Source organism: Aeromicrobium sp. JP4, assembly GCF_054957925.1.
Map to the genome: position 1 here is coordinate 3,177,403 of NZ_CM143290.1, position 15,935 is coordinate 3,193,337.

A 15,935-nucleotide genomic window follows, 5' to 3' on the forward strand; every position below is an offset into this window, starting at 1 on the left:
TGCCGAGTCTCGGAGGAGCCGGCGCGCCGATGGCTCATCCTAGGCACAGCCAGGCTCTAGCTCCGGCGGCGCGCGAGCCGGTTGCGGCGCTCCTCCTCGCGCTTGGAGTACGTGGCGGCGCGGATCGCGTCGTCCGACTCCAGCCCGCTGCCGAGGCCCCCACCCACGGTCGCTGCTGACGCCACGAACCAGGCCAGCACGAAGAGGTCGCCGTAGCCGAGGGACATCTGGAGGTAGCCGCCCATCACCGAGGGGTCCAGGACGAAGAGCGCCCACAGGAGGTTCACCACGTAGAGCGCGAGGTAGCAGATGAGGACCCCCGAGGTCAGCGTCACCAAGGTCGAGATGTTGTAGAGGCGCGACCTCTCCCGAGCCTCGGAGGAGTCGTCGTCCGGGCGGTCCCAGAGCTCTCCGTCGATCACGAGCCAGCCAACCACCAAGGCGATGGAGACGATCGTCGCGACCGTCAGGCGCCACCAGGACAGCGACCCGGCCAGCAGCCACACCGTGGAGTTGATCGTGGCGACGGCCCCGGTCGCCAGCGCCGCGACGAGCGCCGACTTGAGTCCGGGCACGAGGAGCCACGGCCGGTTGGCCAGCACCATGCCCACGAGCAGGCGCCAGCGGCCGCCGACGCGGGAGAGCGGCACCCGCTGCTCCTCCGTGGAGGTGGGATCGGCCATCCCGGCGACGAGGCTGCGCACCGCGCGGCGCGTGCGTGCCTCCATGCGCACCCCACCGAGCGCAGGCAGGGACAGCACGGCTCTGCGCTGTTGTGGATCGGCCTCGATGAGGAGGTAGCGACCATCGTCGTCGCGCAGGGGAAGCTCCGTGAGCCCCACGACGAGGTCCCACTCGTGCTCGTGCGCCTGATCGCTCAGACGCGCCAGCGCGGTTTCGACGTCCTCGGAGCCGGTGGTGAAGGGCTCACTGACGACCTCGACTTCCCAGCCGCCTGCCCCGTCCACCGGCGGGTCGAGGTCCCTGATCCGGTGCGCCATGCGGGTGGGGGAGGCCGGGTCTGCCACGAGGCCGATCTGGAGCTCGTTCATTCTTCCGACGTACCCAGGCGGCCTGCAGGGATTCGTGTCCGGCACGACCTCACCGGGGACAACCGACCAATTCCTCCTCGCCGCTGCCCTGGCTGGTCTCGCGATGCCGGACGTACTCGAACCTCAGGTACCAGACGAGCATGAAGACCGTGCTCCCCAGGTGGAACGAGTGCAGCGCCCACAACGGGCCCGGCGGCAGGCTGAAGACGTACAGCGAGTGCACCGCGTTGCCGACGTTCGCCAGCGCGAGGTTGCCCAGGCTGTACGAGCGCAGATCACGCGTGCGCAGGGCCTTGGCGAGCATGGGGAAGGTGCTGGACGCGAAGATCGCCGTCGAGACGATCCCGGCCAGCACGGGCAGTGCAGAGTTCATGCACGTCGAGAGGCGCCTGCGGCCCGGTCCCGGACCTCAGGGACGAAAGATGATGCCTTCGGACCCGCTGGGGTACCCGAAAGCATCATCCTTCGTGCCGCCCCCGGGTCAGCCTCAGAGGTCGCGGTGGAAGTCCTCCGCGTCGGCGCCGTCGTGGCGCGTCAGGTTGAAGATCGCCAGCGCCAGGCCGCCCCAGAGGGCGACCATGGCGACGATCATCATGGTGATGGCCTCGGCGTTCATCGTTCGACTCCTTCGGTGTCGTCGGCGGGGATCTCCAGCGAAGTGCCCTCACGCCATCGGATGGGGGCGAGGACGTAGCCGGCGACCATGACGGACGCGGCGGCACCCCAGCCGAACAGCGCGATCATCCAGGTCGGGTAGCCACCGTAGGGCGTCTGGACGTCCGTGCGGAACGAGTCGAACGCCAGGTAGGCCAGGGCGATCGGCACCACGACGCCCACCAGGAGTCGCCACCACAGCAGCAGCTGGATGGACCCGTGCCGGTTCATGTGGGCGGCCAGCTGCGGCACGGCCCGCAACGACCACGCCACGACCACCATCGAGACCATCGCGACGAGCAGGATTCCGAACTGGTTGATGAAGTGGTCGAGGATGTCCAGGACGTACAGGCCGCTCGCGGTGGAGAAGAACACCAGGCTGATCACGGCTGCAGGGATGCTGACGGCGGCAGCCGCCACAGGCCGCGAGAGCTCGAACTTGTCCCGCACGGCGGAGACGACCACCTCGAGCACCGAGACCAGGGACGTGATGCCCGCGACGACGAGGGAGCCGAAGAACAGCACGCCGATCAGCGCCCCGCCGGTCGCCTCACCGATGATCGTCGGGAAGGTGATGAAGGCCAGACCGACTCCGCCCTGGACGACCTCGTCGACGGCAACACCCTGGCTCTGCGCCATGAAGCCCAGCGCGGCGAACACGCCGATGCCGGCGAGCAGCTCGAAGCTGGAGTTCGCGAGGCCGACGACCGTGCCCGAGCCCGTCATGTCGGTGTCCCGGCCGACGTACGAGGCGTAGGTGATCATGATGCCGAAGCCGATCGAGAGCGAGAAGAAGATCTGTCCGAAGGCGGCCGCCCAGACGCCTCCGTGGGTCAGGGTGCTCCAGTCGGGAGTGAAGAACGCTTCCAGTCCCTCGGCGGCGCCCGGCAGGAACAGCGAGCGAATCACCAGGGCGAGGAACGCGAGGACGAGTACGGGGATGGCGACCAGAGAGGTCAGGCCGATGCCCTTCTCGACGCCGACCACCATCATGACGATGACGGCGAGCCACACGATCACCATCGGGATTAGCACGCCGGCCACGACCTTCAGGTCGACCGTGAGGTCCCCGGTCTGCAGGAAGTCCTTCATGAAGAACGTCTCGGGATCGTCCCCCCACGCCGTGTTCACCGAGAAGAACGTGTAGCGCAGGGCCCACGCGATCACGGCGGCGTAGTAGACGGCGATCATGAAGCAGATGCCGACCTGCCACCAGCCGATCGCCTCGGCCGGCCGGCTCAGCCGCGCGAAGGACAGGGGAGCCGAGCCGCGGAACCGGTGACCCAGCGCGTAGTCCAGGAAGAGGAACGGCAGCCCGGCGCAGAACAGTGCCACCAGGTAGGGGATCAGGAACGCTCCGCCGCCGTTCTCGTAGGCGACGTAGGGGAACCGCCAGATGTTCCCCAGCCCGACGGCCGAGCCGATCGCGGCGAAGATGAAGACCTTCCGCGAGGAGAACGCTCCCCGCTTGGCCTTCTCGGACGTGACGTCGGCAGACATGTCGCTCCTCTCGACGGGGGATCCCTGGTGCCGGATCACCACGCAGTCCGACCATCGTGGCAGAAGTCGGGATCCGGCGTCGGGCGGCGACCGCCGTCGGCGACGGCCGGACGAAGCGAGAGGGCCCCTCACCATGCACGCATGGTCAGGGGCCCTCTCGGGTGACGACGTCTGTCAGATGTCGTAGTACTGACTGACTCACCCATGCTGACCTGCGCAAACGTCGAGGTTGGCCGGCTGTTTGTACCGGATGTGTAACAGGCTACCGCGTTGCTCTGGGCGTCCCCGGATGAGTGGGAGCGCCTAGATTGATCTAGATGTCAGCCGCTTTCTAGATCGGCTGAACGTCGCCAGCCCGGGGAGTCGCGCAGATCAATGAGAGCCATCCGTGCGCCGAGCGCTGATCCAGGTGAACTGCTGCTCGGAGCCGCCGGGGGTGCGGTGGATCCGCGTTTCGGCATGGGTAAGGGTGAAGGCACGCGCGACGAGGGCGGCGAGGTCCTCGGCGGAGTGGCGGGCCGTCGGCAGGCCCGAGCAGGACGTGGGTCCGTCGGGGCCGAATGTGGCCAGGACCAGCAGGCCGCCGGGGGAAATGGTGCGGGCGGCCAGGTCGACGTACGCCGCGTGGTTGGCCGGCTCGGTGAGGAAGTGGAGTACGGCTCTGTCGTGCCAGGCGTCGTAGGTGCGCGAGGGTTCCCAAGACAGGACGTCGCTGACGACGTAGGCGACCCGCCCTTCCGCGGAGCCGAGCCGTTCGCGCGTCACTGCGAGCGCTTCGCGGGAGATGTCGAGCACGGTGATGTCGTCGCGGCCCTCGGCGAGGAGCGCGTCGGGGAGCCGGGACGCGCCGGCTCCGATGTCGATCACCGAGCCGGGCTGTTGGCGCAGGAGCTCCACGGAGTGGGTTGGCGTCTCTTCGAACCACGACACCGTGTCGAGGTCGCGCGACGCGAAGACAGCATCCCAGTGGTGAGAGCCGTCGTCGCTCATCGGAAGGCGCACCCGCTGCTGACGCCGAGCCGGCGGAAGATGACGGCCGCGGGGCAGAAGCCGGTGATGGACGACTGGAGCAGGTTGAGCCCGACGAAGGCGGTCAGCAGCAGCCACCACGGTGACACGAGCGCCACCAGCAGGACGCTGAGCAGGGTCATGGTGCCGGCGAGGAGGAGAACGGCGCGGTCGAGGTTCATCCCTTGCCTCCGAAGAGGCGGCTGAAGAACCCGGTGCCGGACTCGTGGGGGTGGCCGGCGCACCGGTCGGCGCGAGGGACGCGGGCGAGGACCTGGTCGACGTGCTGGCCGCAGCCGGCCCAGGTGGTCTTGCCGCACTTCTTACAAGTGACTGCTCGGCACATGGTGGAGCTCCTTTGGTTCGGGTGATCGTGCGGGAGGGGTGAGGGTGGTGAGTCTGGAAGGGGAGGTGTGGTCCGGACCCCCGTGGGGTCGGGCGCCCGGACCACGTGCCGCGGCGCAGGGGGATACGCCGCGGCGGTCGAGGAGCGCTCAGCCGTGCGAGAACGTGATGGTCGGCAACACACGGCGAAGCCAGGCCGGCGACCACCACGCCGCCTTGCCGGTCAGGCGCAGCATGACCGGCAGCAGCACGAGCCGCACGAGGAAGGCGTCGAGGAGCACAGCGACGCCGAGCACGATGCCCATCTCCTTGGGGGGCAGCGGGCCGGAGAGGGCGAAGGTGAAGAACACCGCGACCATGACCGCGCCGGCGGCGAAGATGACCCGTCCAGAGTGGGCGAGCGAGCCGACCATCGCGTCCTTAGGGTCGCCCGAGTGCTCGTAGTGCTCCTTGGCCGACGCGAGCAGGAAGACCGTGTAGTCCATCGCGATCGCGAAGATCATGGCGAAGAAGAACACCGGGGCCCACGCGTCGAGGAAGCCCTGACTCTCAAAGCCGAAGAAGTCAGCGCCGATGCCTTCCTGGAAGACCAGGCGGGCCACGCCAAACGCCGCAGCCGTCGACAGCAGGCTGGCCAGCGTGCCGAGCAACGAGATCAGCGGCGCCTGGAGCGCCACCAGCAACAGCAGGAACCCGAGCACGAGCACGACCCCGATCACGAGCGGCGTGGATTCGTCGAGCTGGGCCTTGAGGTCGAGGTTCTCCACCGCCGCGCCTCCAACGAGGGCGCTCGACGGCAGGTCGGCGCGCAGCCGGTCGACGGTGTCGTTGAGAGCGGGGTCGGACGGGTCGACGGTCGGAACGGCCTGGATCAGGACCAGTCCGCTGTCGTCGGCTGCCGGCATTGAGGGCATTGCTCCGGCGATGCCGGGGTCGGAGGCGAGCACGGTCTTCGCGGCGTCGGCGTCGGAGGCCTTCATCACGATCTGGAGCGTGCCGGGCGCACCTTCGCCGAAGGACTCCTGGACGAGGTCGTAGCCGACGCGTGCGCTGGCGTCCTCGGGCAGGACCTTGATGGAGGGCATGGCGGTCTTGAGGCCGATGATGGGTGCGGCGAGTGCGAGCAGCACGATGAGTGCGCCCAGGCCCCAGACGAGGGGGCGCTTCCAGAGTCGCTCTCCCCATGCGGCGAACTTCGGGGAGCGGTGCTCGCCCGTCTTTACCCAGGGCAGGGACAGCTTGTTGATCTTGTGGTCGAGCTTGAACAGCACCAGCGGGAGCAGGGTGAGGGTTGCGGCCAGGACGAAGACGACCGAGAGCATGATCCCGCCGGCCATCGAGCGGAACGACGGCGAGGGCACCAGCATCACCGCCGACAGCGAGATCAAGACGGTAGCGCCCGAGAGCAGGACGGCCTTTCCGGCGGTGTCCATGGTCTCGGCGACCGCCTGACGCGCGGAGTTGCCGGAACCCATGCGGGAGGCGCGGTAGCGCACGACGAGGAACAGCGCGTAGTCGATGCCGAGCGCGAGGGCGAACATCATCGCGAAGTTCATCGCCCAGATGGAGACCGGGACGAGCTCGTTGATGAGGACCAACGATCCGGCGGAGGCGACGAGGCCTGCGAGGGTCAGGATCAGGGGAAGGCCTGCGGCGACCAGGGCGCCGAAGGCGAGCACCAGGATCGCCATGGTGACGGGCCAGGAGACCATCTCGGACTTAAGCATCGCCTCGAGGTTGGCCTCGTTGAAGTCCGACCACAGCAGCGAGGACCCGGTGGGGTTGACCTGGATGCCCTCGACCGAGAGGTCCTGGAGGTCCCCCTTGAGGTCGGTGGCGACCCGGACCATCTCGTTGGTGTCGGCACCCGCGCCCGCAAGGATGATCGCGGTGCTGCCGTCCTGGCTGATGGTCGCGCCGGGCATCGGCGCGATCACCTCAGCGATGCGCGGTTCGGCCTCGAGCATCCGGGTCACCTGAGCGAGGACCTCGGCGCCGGGGCCCTCGGTGACGGGTCCGTCGGTGGAGTGCACGACGACCTGGATGGCCGAGGAGGCGTTACCGCCGAAGCTCTCTTGGGCGAGCTCGCGGGCGGCGACGGACTCCGAGCCGTCGGCCTGCCAGCCGGCGCCGGACAGGTTGTGCTCGACCTGGGGAGCGAAGGCGCCCAGGCCCACGATGAGCAGCAGCCAGACGCCGGTGACGAGCTTGGCGTGGCCGCTCACCCAGAGACCGAGGCGGCCGAGGGGTCCGGGGCGGAAGCCGGGAGTGAAGTCGGGGGCGCCCTTCGACGGGGCGGTGGTGGTGCTCATGGATGTTCCGTTCGGTGAGGGGTGAGCGATCGGTGTGATCAGAGAAGGGCGGGGACCGCGCGGGCGGCCGTGTAGACGGCGACGCCGAGGACCAGGACGGCGAAGGCCGCCTGGAGGCGGTGGGTGTCGACACGGTCGGCGAGGCGGGCCCCTGCGACGGCTGCTGCCGCTGACGTCGCCGTGAGGACGGCGACGGTCGCCCAGTCCGGTGGGTCGCCAGAACCGGCCCGGACGACCAGCGCTGCGGCGCTGGTGATGGTGATGACCACCAGGGACGTGCCGGCGGCGTACTCCATCGGCAGCGCGAGGGCGAGCAGGAGGGCGGGTACGACGAGGAAGCCTCCGCCGACGCCCAAGAAGCCGGTCAGCGCCCCGACGACGGTGGCGGTCAGCAGCACCTTGAGGGCCCGGGGGCACTGGCAGGCGAACGTCGGGCTGAACGTGATGATCGGGTCGTCCAGGGTGGGCCGCGCGACGTGCCGAGCGTCGTCTCCGCGACGGTGGCGTAGCTGGCGCCAGGCCAGCATCCCGCCGACCAGCAGCATCAGGGCGGCGAAGGCGGCCAACAGGACCTCCTCGGAGACCCGATCGGACGCCTCCGCTCCCGCCACCGCCCCGCCGATCGCGACCAGGCCGAAGACCAGGCCGCGGCCGAGCAGCACGTTGCCCGCGCGGTGCGCGGCGATCGCCCCGATCAGGGAGGTGACGCCGACGACCACCAGCGACCCGGTCGTCGCCTGGGAGGCGGACTGGTCGAGCAGGTACACCAGCACCGGCACGGCCAGGATCGAGCCGCCGCCACCGAGTGCCCCCAGGGACAGGCCGATGAGCGCGCCGGCGGCGACGGCGAGGAGCAGTGTCATCTCAGACGTCGGGCCCGTCGGCACCGTCGGTGGGGTCGGTGGTGTCGCCCTCGGGGCGCACCAGGTGCAGGCCGACCTTCTCGGCGTTCTCGAAGGAGTCGTCGACTGCGACGGGGGTCCGGCCGGCGGCGGCGACGAACGAGGCAGCGACCGAGGCGCGGTAACCACTGGCGCAGTGCACCCACACCTCACCGGCCGGCACCTCGCCGACGCGGCGGGGCAGCTCGTGGATCGGGATGTTGACCGCCCCGGCGATCGCTGCACCCTCGTACTCGTCAGCGCGGCGCACATCCAGTACGACGACGTCGCGGTGGTGGCGCACCTGCGCCAGATCGGCGAAGGTGGCGGTCGGGAAGCTACCGAGGTCGCCGTCGGTCCAGTCCTGCGGACCGCCGGTGGCCTGGGCTGCGGGCCGGTCGATGCCGATCCGAACCAGCTCACGCTGGGCGGTGGCCACGTCCTCGGCGGTCTCACCGAGCAGGGTCACGGCGGTGCCCCACTCGATCAGCCAGCCCAAGTAGGTCGAGAAGGCACCGTCGAGTCCGAAGTTGAACGCTCCAGGGGCATGCCCAGCGGCGAAGGCCTTGCGATTGCGCAGGTCCACCACCCACTCACCCGCGTCGATCCGGCGCCGCAGCTCGGTCGCGTCGGCCTCCTGCACCGGGGAGAGGTCGGGCGCGGAGGGACCGGCGGCGTTGGCGGGTCCCATGTGCACGTAGTACGCCGGCCAGGCACCGAGGCCGTCCAGCAACTCGCGGACGTAGGTCTCCTCGTCCTGGGTCAGGACCGGGTTCGAGCGCTTCTCCTCGCCGATCGTCGAGGCCGTGGCTTCGGACTGCGTGGCCGAACAGAACGACCCGAACCCGTGAGTCGGGTAGACCTCGGCCTCGTCGGGCAGCTGCTCGGCGAGCTTGTGCGCCGATGCGTGCTGGTGACGCACCAGGGCGTCGGTGTGCTCCTCTCCGAGCAGGTCGGGTCGACCGGTGGCGCCGTAGAGAAGCGAGCCGCCGGTGAACACGGCGTACGGCTCCTCGCCGTCAGGCCCGTCGACAGAGAGCGCGTAGGACAGGTGGGTAAAGGTGTGACCGGGGGTGGCGATCGCACGGACGCGCATCCGGTCGCCCACCTCGACGACCTCGCCGTCGGCGATCGGGGTGCGGTCGAAGGACACCTCGTCCTCGCCGTTGACCAGGTAGGCCGCTCCGGTTGCCTGCGCGAGCGCCAGGCCACCAGTGACGTAGTCGTTGTGGATGTGGGTCTCGAACACGTGGGTCAGTCGCACGCCGTCGGCCTCGAGCACCTCCAACACCCGGTCGATGTCGCGCTGAGGGTCAATCACCAGGGCGGCTTCGCCGTCGTGGACCACGTAGGTGCGGTCCCCGAGCGATGAGGTCTCGAGGGTGCGGACGGTCAGTCCCTCGGCCGGCCGCTGCTGGGCCTCCTCGGTCGCCGAGGCCGGTGCGGGTGTCTCGGTGGTGGTGGCGTCAGTCATGTTCGCCTCACTTCTCAATCGGTAGCCCGGAGCGGACCCAGGCGCTGGTGCCGCCGGCGACGTTGATCGCCTCGAAGCCGTTAGCGGTCAGAACGTCGGCCATCGCGCTGCTGCGGTTGCCCGAGGCGCACACCACGTGCACCAGACGATCGCGGTCGATCTCGCCCAGCCGGGCGGTCAGCTGACCCATCGGGATGTTGACCGCACCCGGCACGTGACCCTCGCGGAACTCCGCAGGCTCACGGACGTCGACCACCGACGCGCCCTGATCGAGCGCCGCAGCGAGCTGGTCGATGGTGGTTTCACGCATAGAGGGGACTCCTTTGCTGGCTCGTCGAACTACCCAAACGGAACCCCCGGGGGGGTTATGCCCAAACATTAACACATCCCCCAGGGGGGTTGTACAGTTGTGGGTGCAGCCTAGCCACGGACCTCGTGATCGGTACCCGAGAGGAAGAGACCCCATGACGCAGTACACGCTCGAAACCACGGTGCCCCGCCCCTACGACGAGACCGTCGAGGCGGTGCGCGCTGAGCTCGCCGCCGCGGGGTTCGGCATCCTCACCGAGATCGACCTCAAGGCCACGCTGAAGGCCAAGCTCGATGTCGACGTCGCACCCCAGATCATCCTGGGGGCCTGCCGCCCCCAGCTAGCGCACCAGGCATTGCAGGCCGATCCCTCCATCGCCGCACTGCTGCCCTGCAACGTCGTCGTCCGCGCCCTCGACGACACCACCACGGTCGTCGAGGCCTTCGACCCCGACGCCATGATGTCCCTCGCCGGTCACGCCGGCGACACCCTCCGCACCGTCGCGACCGACGCACGACAGCGGCTGACCGCGGCCCTGGCCGCACTGGAGAAGAACTGATGGACCTCGAACCCACCGAGATCAAGGCGATCATCACCCGCATGAAGCGCGCCAACGGGCACCTTGCCAGCGTGATCCGGATGATGGAGGAGGGCTCTGACTGCGAGTCCGTCCTCACACAGTTGGCCGCCGTCAACAAGGCGCTCTCCCGCGCCGGCTACGCCATCGTCGCCACCGGCCTGCAGCAGTGCCTCACCGAGTCCGACGAGGGTCTTGACGACGTTGACGTCAAGAAGATGGAGAAGCTCTTCCTCGCCCTTGCCTGAGGCGGCCCCACCAGGCGCGCTGGGGTGCTATCGGGAGCGCATGTCCTCGTCGATCTTCTCGTGTTTCGGGGTAGACGCCGGGTCATCATTCTGCGAGTTGCCGTGGCGTCGGCGCCAAGCGACCGTCAGTGCCCCGAGCAGGATGACTGCGGGCAACAGCCAGTCCGGCGCCGCGGCGGCCCACGTCGCTGCCGTCTGTTGGGCGGTGAACTCCAATTCCACGGTATCGGCGATGCCGAAGGCCCCGGTGATGCCGGCGGTGCCGTCGTAGCGGAGGAACACCACTCCGATTATCACGAAGAGGACGCCGGCCGTGGCGGATGTGGTGTGGACGCGCAGCGGCCCCCAGGTCAGGGTGCGGCCGCGTAGCCAGCGGCGGCGGCCGAGATCGAAACGGTCCCAGATGGCGGCGAGCACCAGGAGAGGTGCTGCCATCCCGAGTGCGTAGACCGCAAGGAGGGCTCCGCCTCGCCACGGCGTGCTCTGGGTGGCGGCAACTGTGAGGATGGCGCCGAGCACAGGGCCGGAGCAAAAGCCCGCGAGGCCATAGACGGCCCCCAGGATCAGGGTCGAGACCCATCCTTGGCTCGTGCGGGCGGCCGACCAGCTCTGGAGGCGGCTAGCGAATGGCAGCGCGAAGCCCTTGCCGAGCAGCTGCAGGACACCCAGCCCGATGATGGTCCAGCCGGCGACCGCGATCAGAAGCGGTCGGTGGCCGTAGATCAGGCGTGACGCGGCTGCGGCGCCGGTCCCGAGCGGAACCAGGGTGATCAGCAGGCCGACGTAGAAGACCAGTGTCCGGGTCACCAGTGCGCGCTTGGTGGCGAACGCGTAGGCGAAGAACGACGGCAGCAGCAGTGCGCTGCACGGTGAGAGGAGCGCGAGGACCCCGGCGGCGAACGCCGCGAGGACGCCGATCTCGATCATCCGGCGTCGGCCTCCTCGATAAGGTCCTCGAACACCTCGGTTGGTTGGGCGCCGATGACCGGGACGCCGTTGATCAGGAACGATGGCGTTCCGGTGATGCCCAGTTCCTGGCCTTCCTGGAAGTCGGCGTCGACAAGCTGCTCGGTCGTCTGGGACTTCATGTCGGAACGGAACTGCTGCACGTCCAGGCCGAGCTCATCGGCGATTCCCTCGACGTACTCCTGATTTAGGTTGCCGCTGTTCGGCGGCAGCTGATCGGCGTACATGGCGTCGTGGAACTCCCAGAACGCGCCTTGCGCGGCGGCCGCGCGGCCGGCCAGAGCGGCAGTCGCCGACTCCGGCCCGAGGTAGGGGAAGTCGCGCCACTCGATGCGGAGGGTGCCGTCGGTGACGTACTGCTCCTCCAAGGCCGGGGCGGTGTCGCGAGCCCACTTGCCGCAGAACGGGCACTGGAAGTCGGAGTAGGCGATGAGTACTACGGGGGCGTCAGCCTCGCCCTTGGCCATCGGGTCGTCGACCTGGCGTCGTGCCAGCGAGTCGTCGCTCGTGCTCGACCGCTGCGAGTCTGTGGGGGACCCGACTGACCTGTCGGCCTCGTCGTCGCCGGAGAATACGCCGGCGAGCGCTGCGATCAGCGCGACGGCGGCGGCGAGCGCGACGATCGCCGGCAGGATGGGGCTCTTACGGGCAGGATGCGACTCAGGCATGAACTTCCTTCAGATCGGTGGGGCAGGAGATCTCGCCGAGCAGACGTCGCCGTAGCGCCCAGGCGAGGAGAACGACCGCGGCAACTTGCAGCAGCGGCTGGATGGGCTCAAACCAGGTCATCGCTCCCGCGCTACCGAGAGCGAGGAGTACGAGCTTGTTGCACACCGGGCAGCCGACGGCGAAGTAGGTCAACGCGCTGCCGACCCATCCGCCGCGCTGGACCTGGCGGTCATCACCCATACGTGCCGGGGCGGCCACATAGGACCCGACCAGTAGCCCAGCCAGGATCGAGGAGAGGATGAGAGACGGCCAGGACCACCACGTGGGAGGCACCTCGCGGCCGAAGATCGGAGTGTCGATCAGGTCCGTTGGAATCGCCACGACAAGGACGAACGCGGCACCAGCAGCGAGCGCCGTCAGCCATCGCCGAGCAGGCCAGAGGCGAAGCGCCGCGATCACGCGCCGACCTCCACCGGGAGTGCGTGAGTTCTCCACTCCAGCATCCCGTCCTCCAGGCGGCGGGCGTGGATCCCCTCGGTAGCGAGCAACCGGACGGCGTCGTGCGCGAGGACGCAGTAGGCGCCGCGGCAGTAGGTGATCACCTCGCCGCCGGCCCGCAGGTCGGCCACGGCGTTCGGCAGCTCCTCGAACGGAAGGCTGCGGGCGCCTGGGATGTGCCCCGCGGCGTACTCCTCCGAAGGTCGGACATCGATCACAGCGGCCGACCCAGCCTCGAGGAGGTCGAGCAGCTCTTGTCGGGTCACGATGTCGATCTCACCTGAGCCTGGAACGCCGAGGTAGGCCGCCAACGCCTGCTCCACGTCGGCGGACCGGGTACGTGCAACGGTCAGCATCGCGCCGTACAGCGCAACCACGTCATCGCCCGCCAGTCGGTAGTAGACGCGCGTCCCGTCCCGACGCGTCCGCACCAGGTTTGAGGACTTCAACACCTGTAGGTGAGCCGACACCGTGCTGACCCCCATGTCGGCTGCACGGGCCAAGCTCTCGACGGTGCGCTCCCCCTGAGCGAGCAGATCCACCAGCTCGAGCCGCTTGGCGCTACCGAACGCTTTGCCGACCACCGCCAGCTCGGCGAACAGCCCGTCTTTCGCGTCACTCATCCAGTCCTCCAAAGATCATTGGAGAAGGGAGCGTAGCGGACCTGTGGCTCGCTCAGTGCGGGCACCCCACCCGCTGCCCCTTAACCGACCGCCGAGAGGTGCAAGCACGGGCAGTAGTCGGGATTGGTGCGACGCCTTGCTGAGTCCTTCGCCTGGGCTTGCCCGCGACGACGCGGAGGCGCAACGAGGGCCCCGGCTAAGCCAGGGCCCTCGGTACCCGAACGGTGAGTTCGAGCTTTACGTTCACAAGTGACTATATGTCGTAGTACTGACTGACTGACCCATGCTGACCTGCGCAAACGTCGGAGTTGAGGAACTATTTGTACCACGCTTGTAACGAGTCATGACCTGGACGCAGCCCCGCGGAGTGGGCATTGCTAGCCAACTCTGCCGCTTATTGGAGTCCCTGGGCGAATCGCCCCCTGTGACGTCGCCAGGCACAACGCCCTTCAACACCTCCGACGCCAAGCGGCTTGATACAGGGCCGCTGATGCCCAATGGCTTTCGCTCGGAGACGACAGGGTCTGCGAGGGGTCACAAGGTCACGTGAGACAGCACAGCGACCGGCCGCGGACAATGAGCGACAAGGCCGCCGGGCGGGGAACTCACAGCGCTCAAGGCTGACCCGGCAAACGTGGCGACCCGGTCGCAGGCTGGGTGACGTGCGCTCGTGTGCGGCTGGTGCCGCCCGCGATGCTTCAGGCATTCAGGGAAGGTCAGAGGCGTAGCGGACGGATCGGGGCGAAGACCAACGAGGGGTCGGCGAGCCATTCCTCGGTCGGGATCACGTCGACGTAGAGCTCGATCTCGTGCCCATCGGGGTCGGCGATGTAGAGCGAGTGGGTGATCGTGTGGTCGCTGGCGCCCTTGATGTCTACTCCGTGCTCGGTGAGGTGGTGCACGACCTCGCGCAGCTCGTCGTCGCTGTCGCCGACTTTCAGGCCGAAGTGGTACAGGCCCAGCCGGGGTCCCGGGGGCATCGCCGCCGCGGCGGAGCCCACCTCGATGAGCAACAGCTCGTGGTGAGTACGGCCGGAGGAGAACGCCGCCGCGGGGACCGGCAGTGGCACCTCCCCGCGGACCTCATCCCAGCCGAGCACGTCTCGGTAGAACCGCCGTGAGCGCTCCAGGTCCCGGACGTAGAGCACCAGGTGGCCAAGCTCGTGGATGCGCATGATGGTCGACTCCGATCTTCGTTCGGGCTGGGCCTAAGCCAGCTTCGTTCGGCTGGGCGCGGGCCCGACCGGCCCGGATGCCGGGCACACCGGTCCTCTGTCACGATGACCGGTCAGGCCGGGGCGTCCCTCGCGTACTCAAAGGACGCGGTCACGATCTGGCAGACCACCTCTGCCTCCTCCTCGTCGCGGGGTGCGTAGACCATCACGGCACCGGAGGTGATCAGGCCGCGGCGGGCGACCGGGTGCAGCTCTGCCCAGCCTGCCTGGATCAGGCCGGAAGCAACATCGGGCGGTACTACCAGGTGCAGGGACTGGTCCGGTGCGGGGTGCAGGTGGGCGAACTCGGTGCCGATCATGAAGGCCTCGGGTGGCCCATGCGCGGCCTCCGGCGGCAGGGTCAGGGCGCGGGCTCCCGGCACCGAGATCATGCTGGGGCGCCAGACCACCCCCGGCAACTGAGCGAGCCGCTTCTCCAGCAGGCTGCGCGGCCGATCGTCGTGAGGCTGTTGGTCGAGCTGGGTGTGCGGATTGCTCGGCGTGGTGCGCGGCCTGACACCGCCTCGAGCGGGGAGGTCGGCCAGGTCTGCCAGCGAGCCGGTCACGGCGTGAGCACCGAGCCGGGCACCAGCGGGTCGAGCTCGTCGCCCGGGGAGGCGAAGAAGGCGAACAGGGCAAACGCGGCGCCCGTGAGGGATAGCTCCTTGAGGGACTGGGTCTGCGCGTTCACCTTGCTCGCAGGGTCGGTCTCGCGCCAGAAGTCGTGCATCAGCAACGCTGTCGGCACCAGAAAGCCGACCAGCAGTAGGGCCCCCAGGTCGGGCCAGACACCGACGGCCACCGTGAGGCCACCAAGAATGATGACCGCGCCGGAGATGTCCACCATCAGCCCGGCTGCCGGAACACACTTGCTGACCGCGTAGCCGGCCATCATCTCGCGCTGGCTGAAGTGAGCTATCCCGGCGCCCAGGAACAGCAGCGCGAAAAGGATCCGGACGATGAGAACCAGAACGTCCATGAGAGCTCCCTGGTGTCCATTCCTAACTTACTCTTTGTAAGTGACTCTAGGACTACCATTCCGGGAACGGCATGGCAAGGGTTCTGGGAGCCGGCGTCGACGAAAGGGGGTTGGAGAGCGTGGACGAGAGGGAGAACTACTGTCCGGTCTTTCACCGCGCGGTCGAGCTGATTGGGCGGCGCTGGAACGGCCCGATCATCCGCGCACTGCTCGACGGAGCAGAGCGCTTTGGTGAGATCCGCTCGAGAATTCCGGGGCTCACGGACCGGCTGCTCGCCCAACGGCTTCGCGAGCTGGAGCGCGAGGGTGTGGTGCAGCGTGTCACGGCGGCCGCTGGACCTGTGCCGCGCTACATGCTGACGCCCAAGGGCCAGTCGCTGACGCCGGTGATCGAGTCCATAGCCCAGTGGGCTGCCATGTGGGGTGGCCTCCCGGATCCGCACCACATGGCGATCAGCCTCGACAGTCAGAGGGAGAATTGATGGTCAACTTGTCTGGACCATGGGCGCGTTGACGGGACTTCGCGCTGGCACGGACGGTGAACACGACGCCTGCAGGTGTGGCTCCCGCCGGCGTGTCGTATCGCGGGCTCGCTCACACCGGATTGCCCATGAGTGTTCAACGG

At 68.5% G+C, this 15,935-nt stretch carries 20 protein-coding genes; 3 read left to right on the forward strand and 17 right to left on the reverse strand.

Translation table 11 applies throughout. The annotated features are described in order from the left end of the window. Positions 1–56: 56 nt before the first annotated feature. The 10 genes from ACY1JX_RS15655 to ACY1JX_RS15700 form a co-directional block, all read right to left on the reverse strand. The gene (locus ACY1JX_RS15655; protein ID WP_462564545.1) at positions 57–1,052 is read right to left on the reverse strand and encodes a hypothetical protein; all 996 of its coding nucleotides are present in this window, start codon (positions 1,050–1,052) and stop codon (positions 57–59) included. A gap of 49 nt (positions 1,053–1,101) precedes the next feature. Further along, positions 1,102–1,425 (reverse strand): hypothetical protein, encoded by a 324-nt coding sequence (locus tag ACY1JX_RS15660; RefSeq protein ID WP_462564546.1) that lies wholly within the window; start codon positions 1,423–1,425, stop codon positions 1,102–1,104. A gap of 114 nt (positions 1,426–1,539) precedes the next feature. Beyond that, positions 1,540–1,668: a methionine/alanine import family NSS transporter small subunit gene (locus ACY1JX_RS15665; protein WP_181756713.1), complete on the reverse strand. Its 129-nt coding sequence runs from the start codon at positions 1,666–1,668 to the stop codon at positions 1,540–1,542. Beyond that, the gene (locus ACY1JX_RS15670) at positions 1,665–3,206 is read right to left on the reverse strand and encodes a sodium-dependent transporter (RefSeq protein ID WP_462564547.1); all 1,542 of its coding nucleotides are present in this window, start codon (positions 3,204–3,206) and stop codon (positions 1,665–1,667) included. The genes ACY1JX_RS15665 and ACY1JX_RS15670 overlap by 4 nt, the downstream gene beginning before the upstream one ends. 372 nt (positions 3,207–3,578) lie before the next feature. Further along, positions 3,579–4,196 carry a class I SAM-dependent methyltransferase gene (locus tag ACY1JX_RS15675; protein ID WP_036490918.1) on the reverse strand — a complete coding sequence of 206 codons (618 nt, stop codon included), beginning with the start codon at positions 4,194–4,196 and terminating at the stop codon, positions 3,579–3,581. Beyond that, a complete protein-coding gene (locus ACY1JX_RS15680) occupies positions 4,193–4,396 on the reverse strand; it encodes a YgaP family membrane protein (RefSeq protein ID WP_036490917.1) in 204 nt (67 codons plus the stop codon). Before ACY1JX_RS15680 ends, ACY1JX_RS15675 begins: the two co-directional genes overlap by 4 nt. 312 nt (positions 4,397–4,708) lie before the next feature. Then, positions 4,709–6,871: an MMPL family transporter gene (locus tag ACY1JX_RS15685; protein WP_010833480.1), complete on the reverse strand. Its 2,163-nt coding sequence runs from the start codon at positions 6,869–6,871 to the stop codon at positions 4,709–4,711. 38 nt (positions 6,872–6,909) lie between these two features. Continuing rightward, positions 6,910–7,734 carry a sulfite exporter TauE/SafE family protein gene (locus ACY1JX_RS15690; protein WP_010833479.1) on the reverse strand — a complete coding sequence of 275 codons (825 nt, stop codon included), beginning with the start codon at positions 7,732–7,734 and terminating at the stop codon, positions 6,910–6,912. A 1-nt stretch (position 7,735) separates the two neighbouring features. Beyond that, positions 7,736–9,226 (reverse strand): MBL fold metallo-hydrolase, encoded by a 1,491-nt coding sequence (locus ACY1JX_RS15695; protein WP_010833478.1) that lies wholly within the window; start codon positions 9,224–9,226, stop codon positions 7,736–7,738. 7 nt (positions 9,227–9,233) lie between these two features. Further along, complete coding sequence (locus ACY1JX_RS15700; protein ID WP_010833477.1) at positions 9,234–9,536, reverse strand: rhodanese-like domain-containing protein; 303 nt, start codon at positions 9,534–9,536, stop codon at positions 9,234–9,236. A gap of 154 nt (positions 9,537–9,690) precedes the next feature. Between ACY1JX_RS15700 and ACY1JX_RS15705 the strand changes: the two genes are divergently transcribed. Beyond that, positions 9,691–10,095, forward strand: a complete 405-nt coding sequence (locus ACY1JX_RS15705) for a DUF302 domain-containing protein (RefSeq protein ID WP_010833476.1) — start codon at positions 9,691–9,693, stop codon at positions 10,093–10,095. Beyond that, a complete protein-coding gene (locus ACY1JX_RS15710; RefSeq protein ID WP_010833475.1) occupies positions 10,095–10,361 on the forward strand; it encodes a metal-sensitive transcriptional regulator in 267 nt (88 codons plus the stop codon). The genes ACY1JX_RS15705 and ACY1JX_RS15710 overlap by 1 nt, the downstream gene beginning before the upstream one ends. A 27-nt stretch (positions 10,362–10,388) precedes the next feature. Here the strand turns inward: ACY1JX_RS15710 and ACY1JX_RS15715 are convergent, their stop codons facing one another. From ACY1JX_RS15715 to ACY1JX_RS15745, 7 genes are all read right to left on the reverse strand, one after another. Then, a complete protein-coding gene (locus ACY1JX_RS15715; protein ID WP_010833474.1) occupies positions 10,389–11,288 on the reverse strand; it encodes a cytochrome c biogenesis CcdA family protein in 900 nt (299 codons plus the stop codon). Next, positions 11,285–11,995 (reverse strand): DsbA family protein, encoded by a 711-nt coding sequence (locus ACY1JX_RS15720; RefSeq protein WP_010833473.1) that lies wholly within the window; start codon positions 11,993–11,995, stop codon positions 11,285–11,287. The genes ACY1JX_RS15715 and ACY1JX_RS15720 overlap by 4 nt, the downstream gene beginning before the upstream one ends. Further along, a complete protein-coding gene (locus ACY1JX_RS15725) occupies positions 11,988–12,455 on the reverse strand; it encodes a hypothetical protein (protein ID WP_010833472.1) in 468 nt (155 codons plus the stop codon). The genes ACY1JX_RS15720 and ACY1JX_RS15725 overlap by 8 nt, the downstream gene beginning before the upstream one ends. Further along, a complete protein-coding gene (locus tag ACY1JX_RS15730; protein ID WP_036490915.1) occupies positions 12,452–13,117 on the reverse strand; it encodes an ArsR/SmtB family transcription factor in 666 nt (221 codons plus the stop codon). Before ACY1JX_RS15730 ends, ACY1JX_RS15725 begins: the two co-directional genes overlap by 4 nt. A gap of 716 nt (positions 13,118–13,833) precedes the next feature. Beyond that, the gene (locus ACY1JX_RS15735; RefSeq protein WP_107766946.1) at positions 13,834–14,292 is read right to left on the reverse strand and encodes a VOC family protein; all 459 of its coding nucleotides are present in this window, start codon (positions 14,290–14,292) and stop codon (positions 13,834–13,836) included. 113 nt (positions 14,293–14,405) lie between these two features. Then, on the reverse strand, positions 14,406–14,897 hold the full coding sequence (locus tag ACY1JX_RS15740; protein WP_462564549.1) for a luciferase domain-containing protein: 492 nt from the start codon (positions 14,895–14,897) through the stop codon (positions 14,406–14,408). After that, positions 14,894–15,310, reverse strand: a complete 417-nt coding sequence (locus tag ACY1JX_RS15745; protein ID WP_462564550.1) for a DoxX family protein — start codon at positions 15,308–15,310, stop codon at positions 14,894–14,896. Before ACY1JX_RS15745 ends, ACY1JX_RS15740 begins: the two co-directional genes overlap by 4 nt. 119 nt (positions 15,311–15,429) lie before the next feature. Between ACY1JX_RS15745 and ACY1JX_RS15750 the strand changes: the two genes are divergently transcribed. Beyond that, positions 15,430–15,792 (forward strand): winged helix-turn-helix transcriptional regulator, encoded by a 363-nt coding sequence (locus ACY1JX_RS15750; protein WP_068119928.1) that lies wholly within the window; start codon positions 15,430–15,432, stop codon positions 15,790–15,792. Positions 15,793–15,935: the final 143 nt, after the last annotated feature.

Excerpts from the sequence above, each read along its gene's own strand:
- ACY1JX_RS15690 (WP_010833479.1), bottom strand. The coding sequence starts at position 7,734 with ATGACACTGCTCCTCGCCGTCGCCGCCGGCGCGCTCATCGGCCTGTCC.
- ACY1JX_RS15700 (WP_010833477.1), bottom strand. The coding sequence starts at position 9,536 with ATGCGTGAAACCACCATCGACCAGCTCGCTGCGGCGCTCGATCAGGGC.
- ACY1JX_RS15685 (WP_010833480.1), bottom strand. The coding sequence starts at position 6,871 with ATGAGCACCACCACCGCCCCGTCGAAGGGCGCCCCCGACTTCACTCCC.
- ACY1JX_RS15665 (WP_181756713.1), bottom strand. The coding sequence starts at position 1,668 with ATGAACGCCGAGGCCATCACCATGATGATCGTCGCCATGGTCGCCCTC.
- ACY1JX_RS15675 (WP_036490918.1), bottom strand. The coding sequence starts at position 4,196 with ATGAGCGACGACGGCTCTCACCACTGGGATGCTGTCTTCGCGTCGCGC.
- ACY1JX_RS15670 (WP_462564547.1), bottom strand. The coding sequence starts at position 3,206 with ATGTCTGCCGACGTCACGTCCGAGAAGGCCAAGCGGGGAGCGTTCTCC.
- ACY1JX_RS15745 (WP_462564550.1), bottom strand. The coding sequence starts at position 15,310 with ATGGACGTTCTGGTTCTCATCGTCCGGATCCTTTTCGCGCTGCTGTTC.
- ACY1JX_RS15715 (WP_010833474.1), bottom strand. The coding sequence starts at position 11,288 with ATGATCGAGATCGGCGTCCTCGCGGCGTTCGCCGCCGGGGTCCTCGCG.
- ACY1JX_RS15660 (WP_462564546.1), bottom strand. The coding sequence starts at position 1,425 with ATGAACTCTGCACTGCCCGTGCTGGCCGGGATCGTCTCGACGGCGATC.
- ACY1JX_RS15695 (WP_010833478.1), bottom strand. The coding sequence starts at position 9,226 with ATGACTGACGCCACCACCACCGAGACACCCGCACCGGCCTCGGCGACC.
- ACY1JX_RS15735 (WP_107766946.1), bottom strand. The coding sequence starts at position 14,292 with ATGCGCATCCACGAGCTTGGCCACCTGGTGCTCTACGTCCGGGACCTG.
- ACY1JX_RS15730 (WP_036490915.1), bottom strand. The coding sequence starts at position 13,117 with ATGAGTGACGCGAAAGACGGGCTGTTCGCCGAGCTGGCGGTGGTCGGC.
- ACY1JX_RS15680 (WP_036490917.1), bottom strand. The coding sequence starts at position 4,396 with ATGAACCTCGACCGCGCCGTTCTCCTCCTCGCCGGCACCATGACCCTG.
- ACY1JX_RS15705 (WP_010833476.1), top strand. The coding sequence starts at position 9,691 with ATGACGCAGTACACGCTCGAAACCACGGTGCCCCGCCCCTACGACGAG.
- ACY1JX_RS15655 (WP_462564545.1), bottom strand. The coding sequence starts at position 1,052 with ATGAACGAGCTCCAGATCGGCCTCGTGGCAGACCCGGCCTCCCCCACC.
- ACY1JX_RS15710 (WP_010833475.1), top strand. The coding sequence starts at position 10,095 with ATGGACCTCGAACCCACCGAGATCAAGGCGATCATCACCCGCATGAAG.
- ACY1JX_RS15720 (WP_010833473.1), bottom strand. The coding sequence starts at position 11,995 with ATGCCTGAGTCGCATCCTGCCCGTAAGAGCCCCATCCTGCCGGCGATC.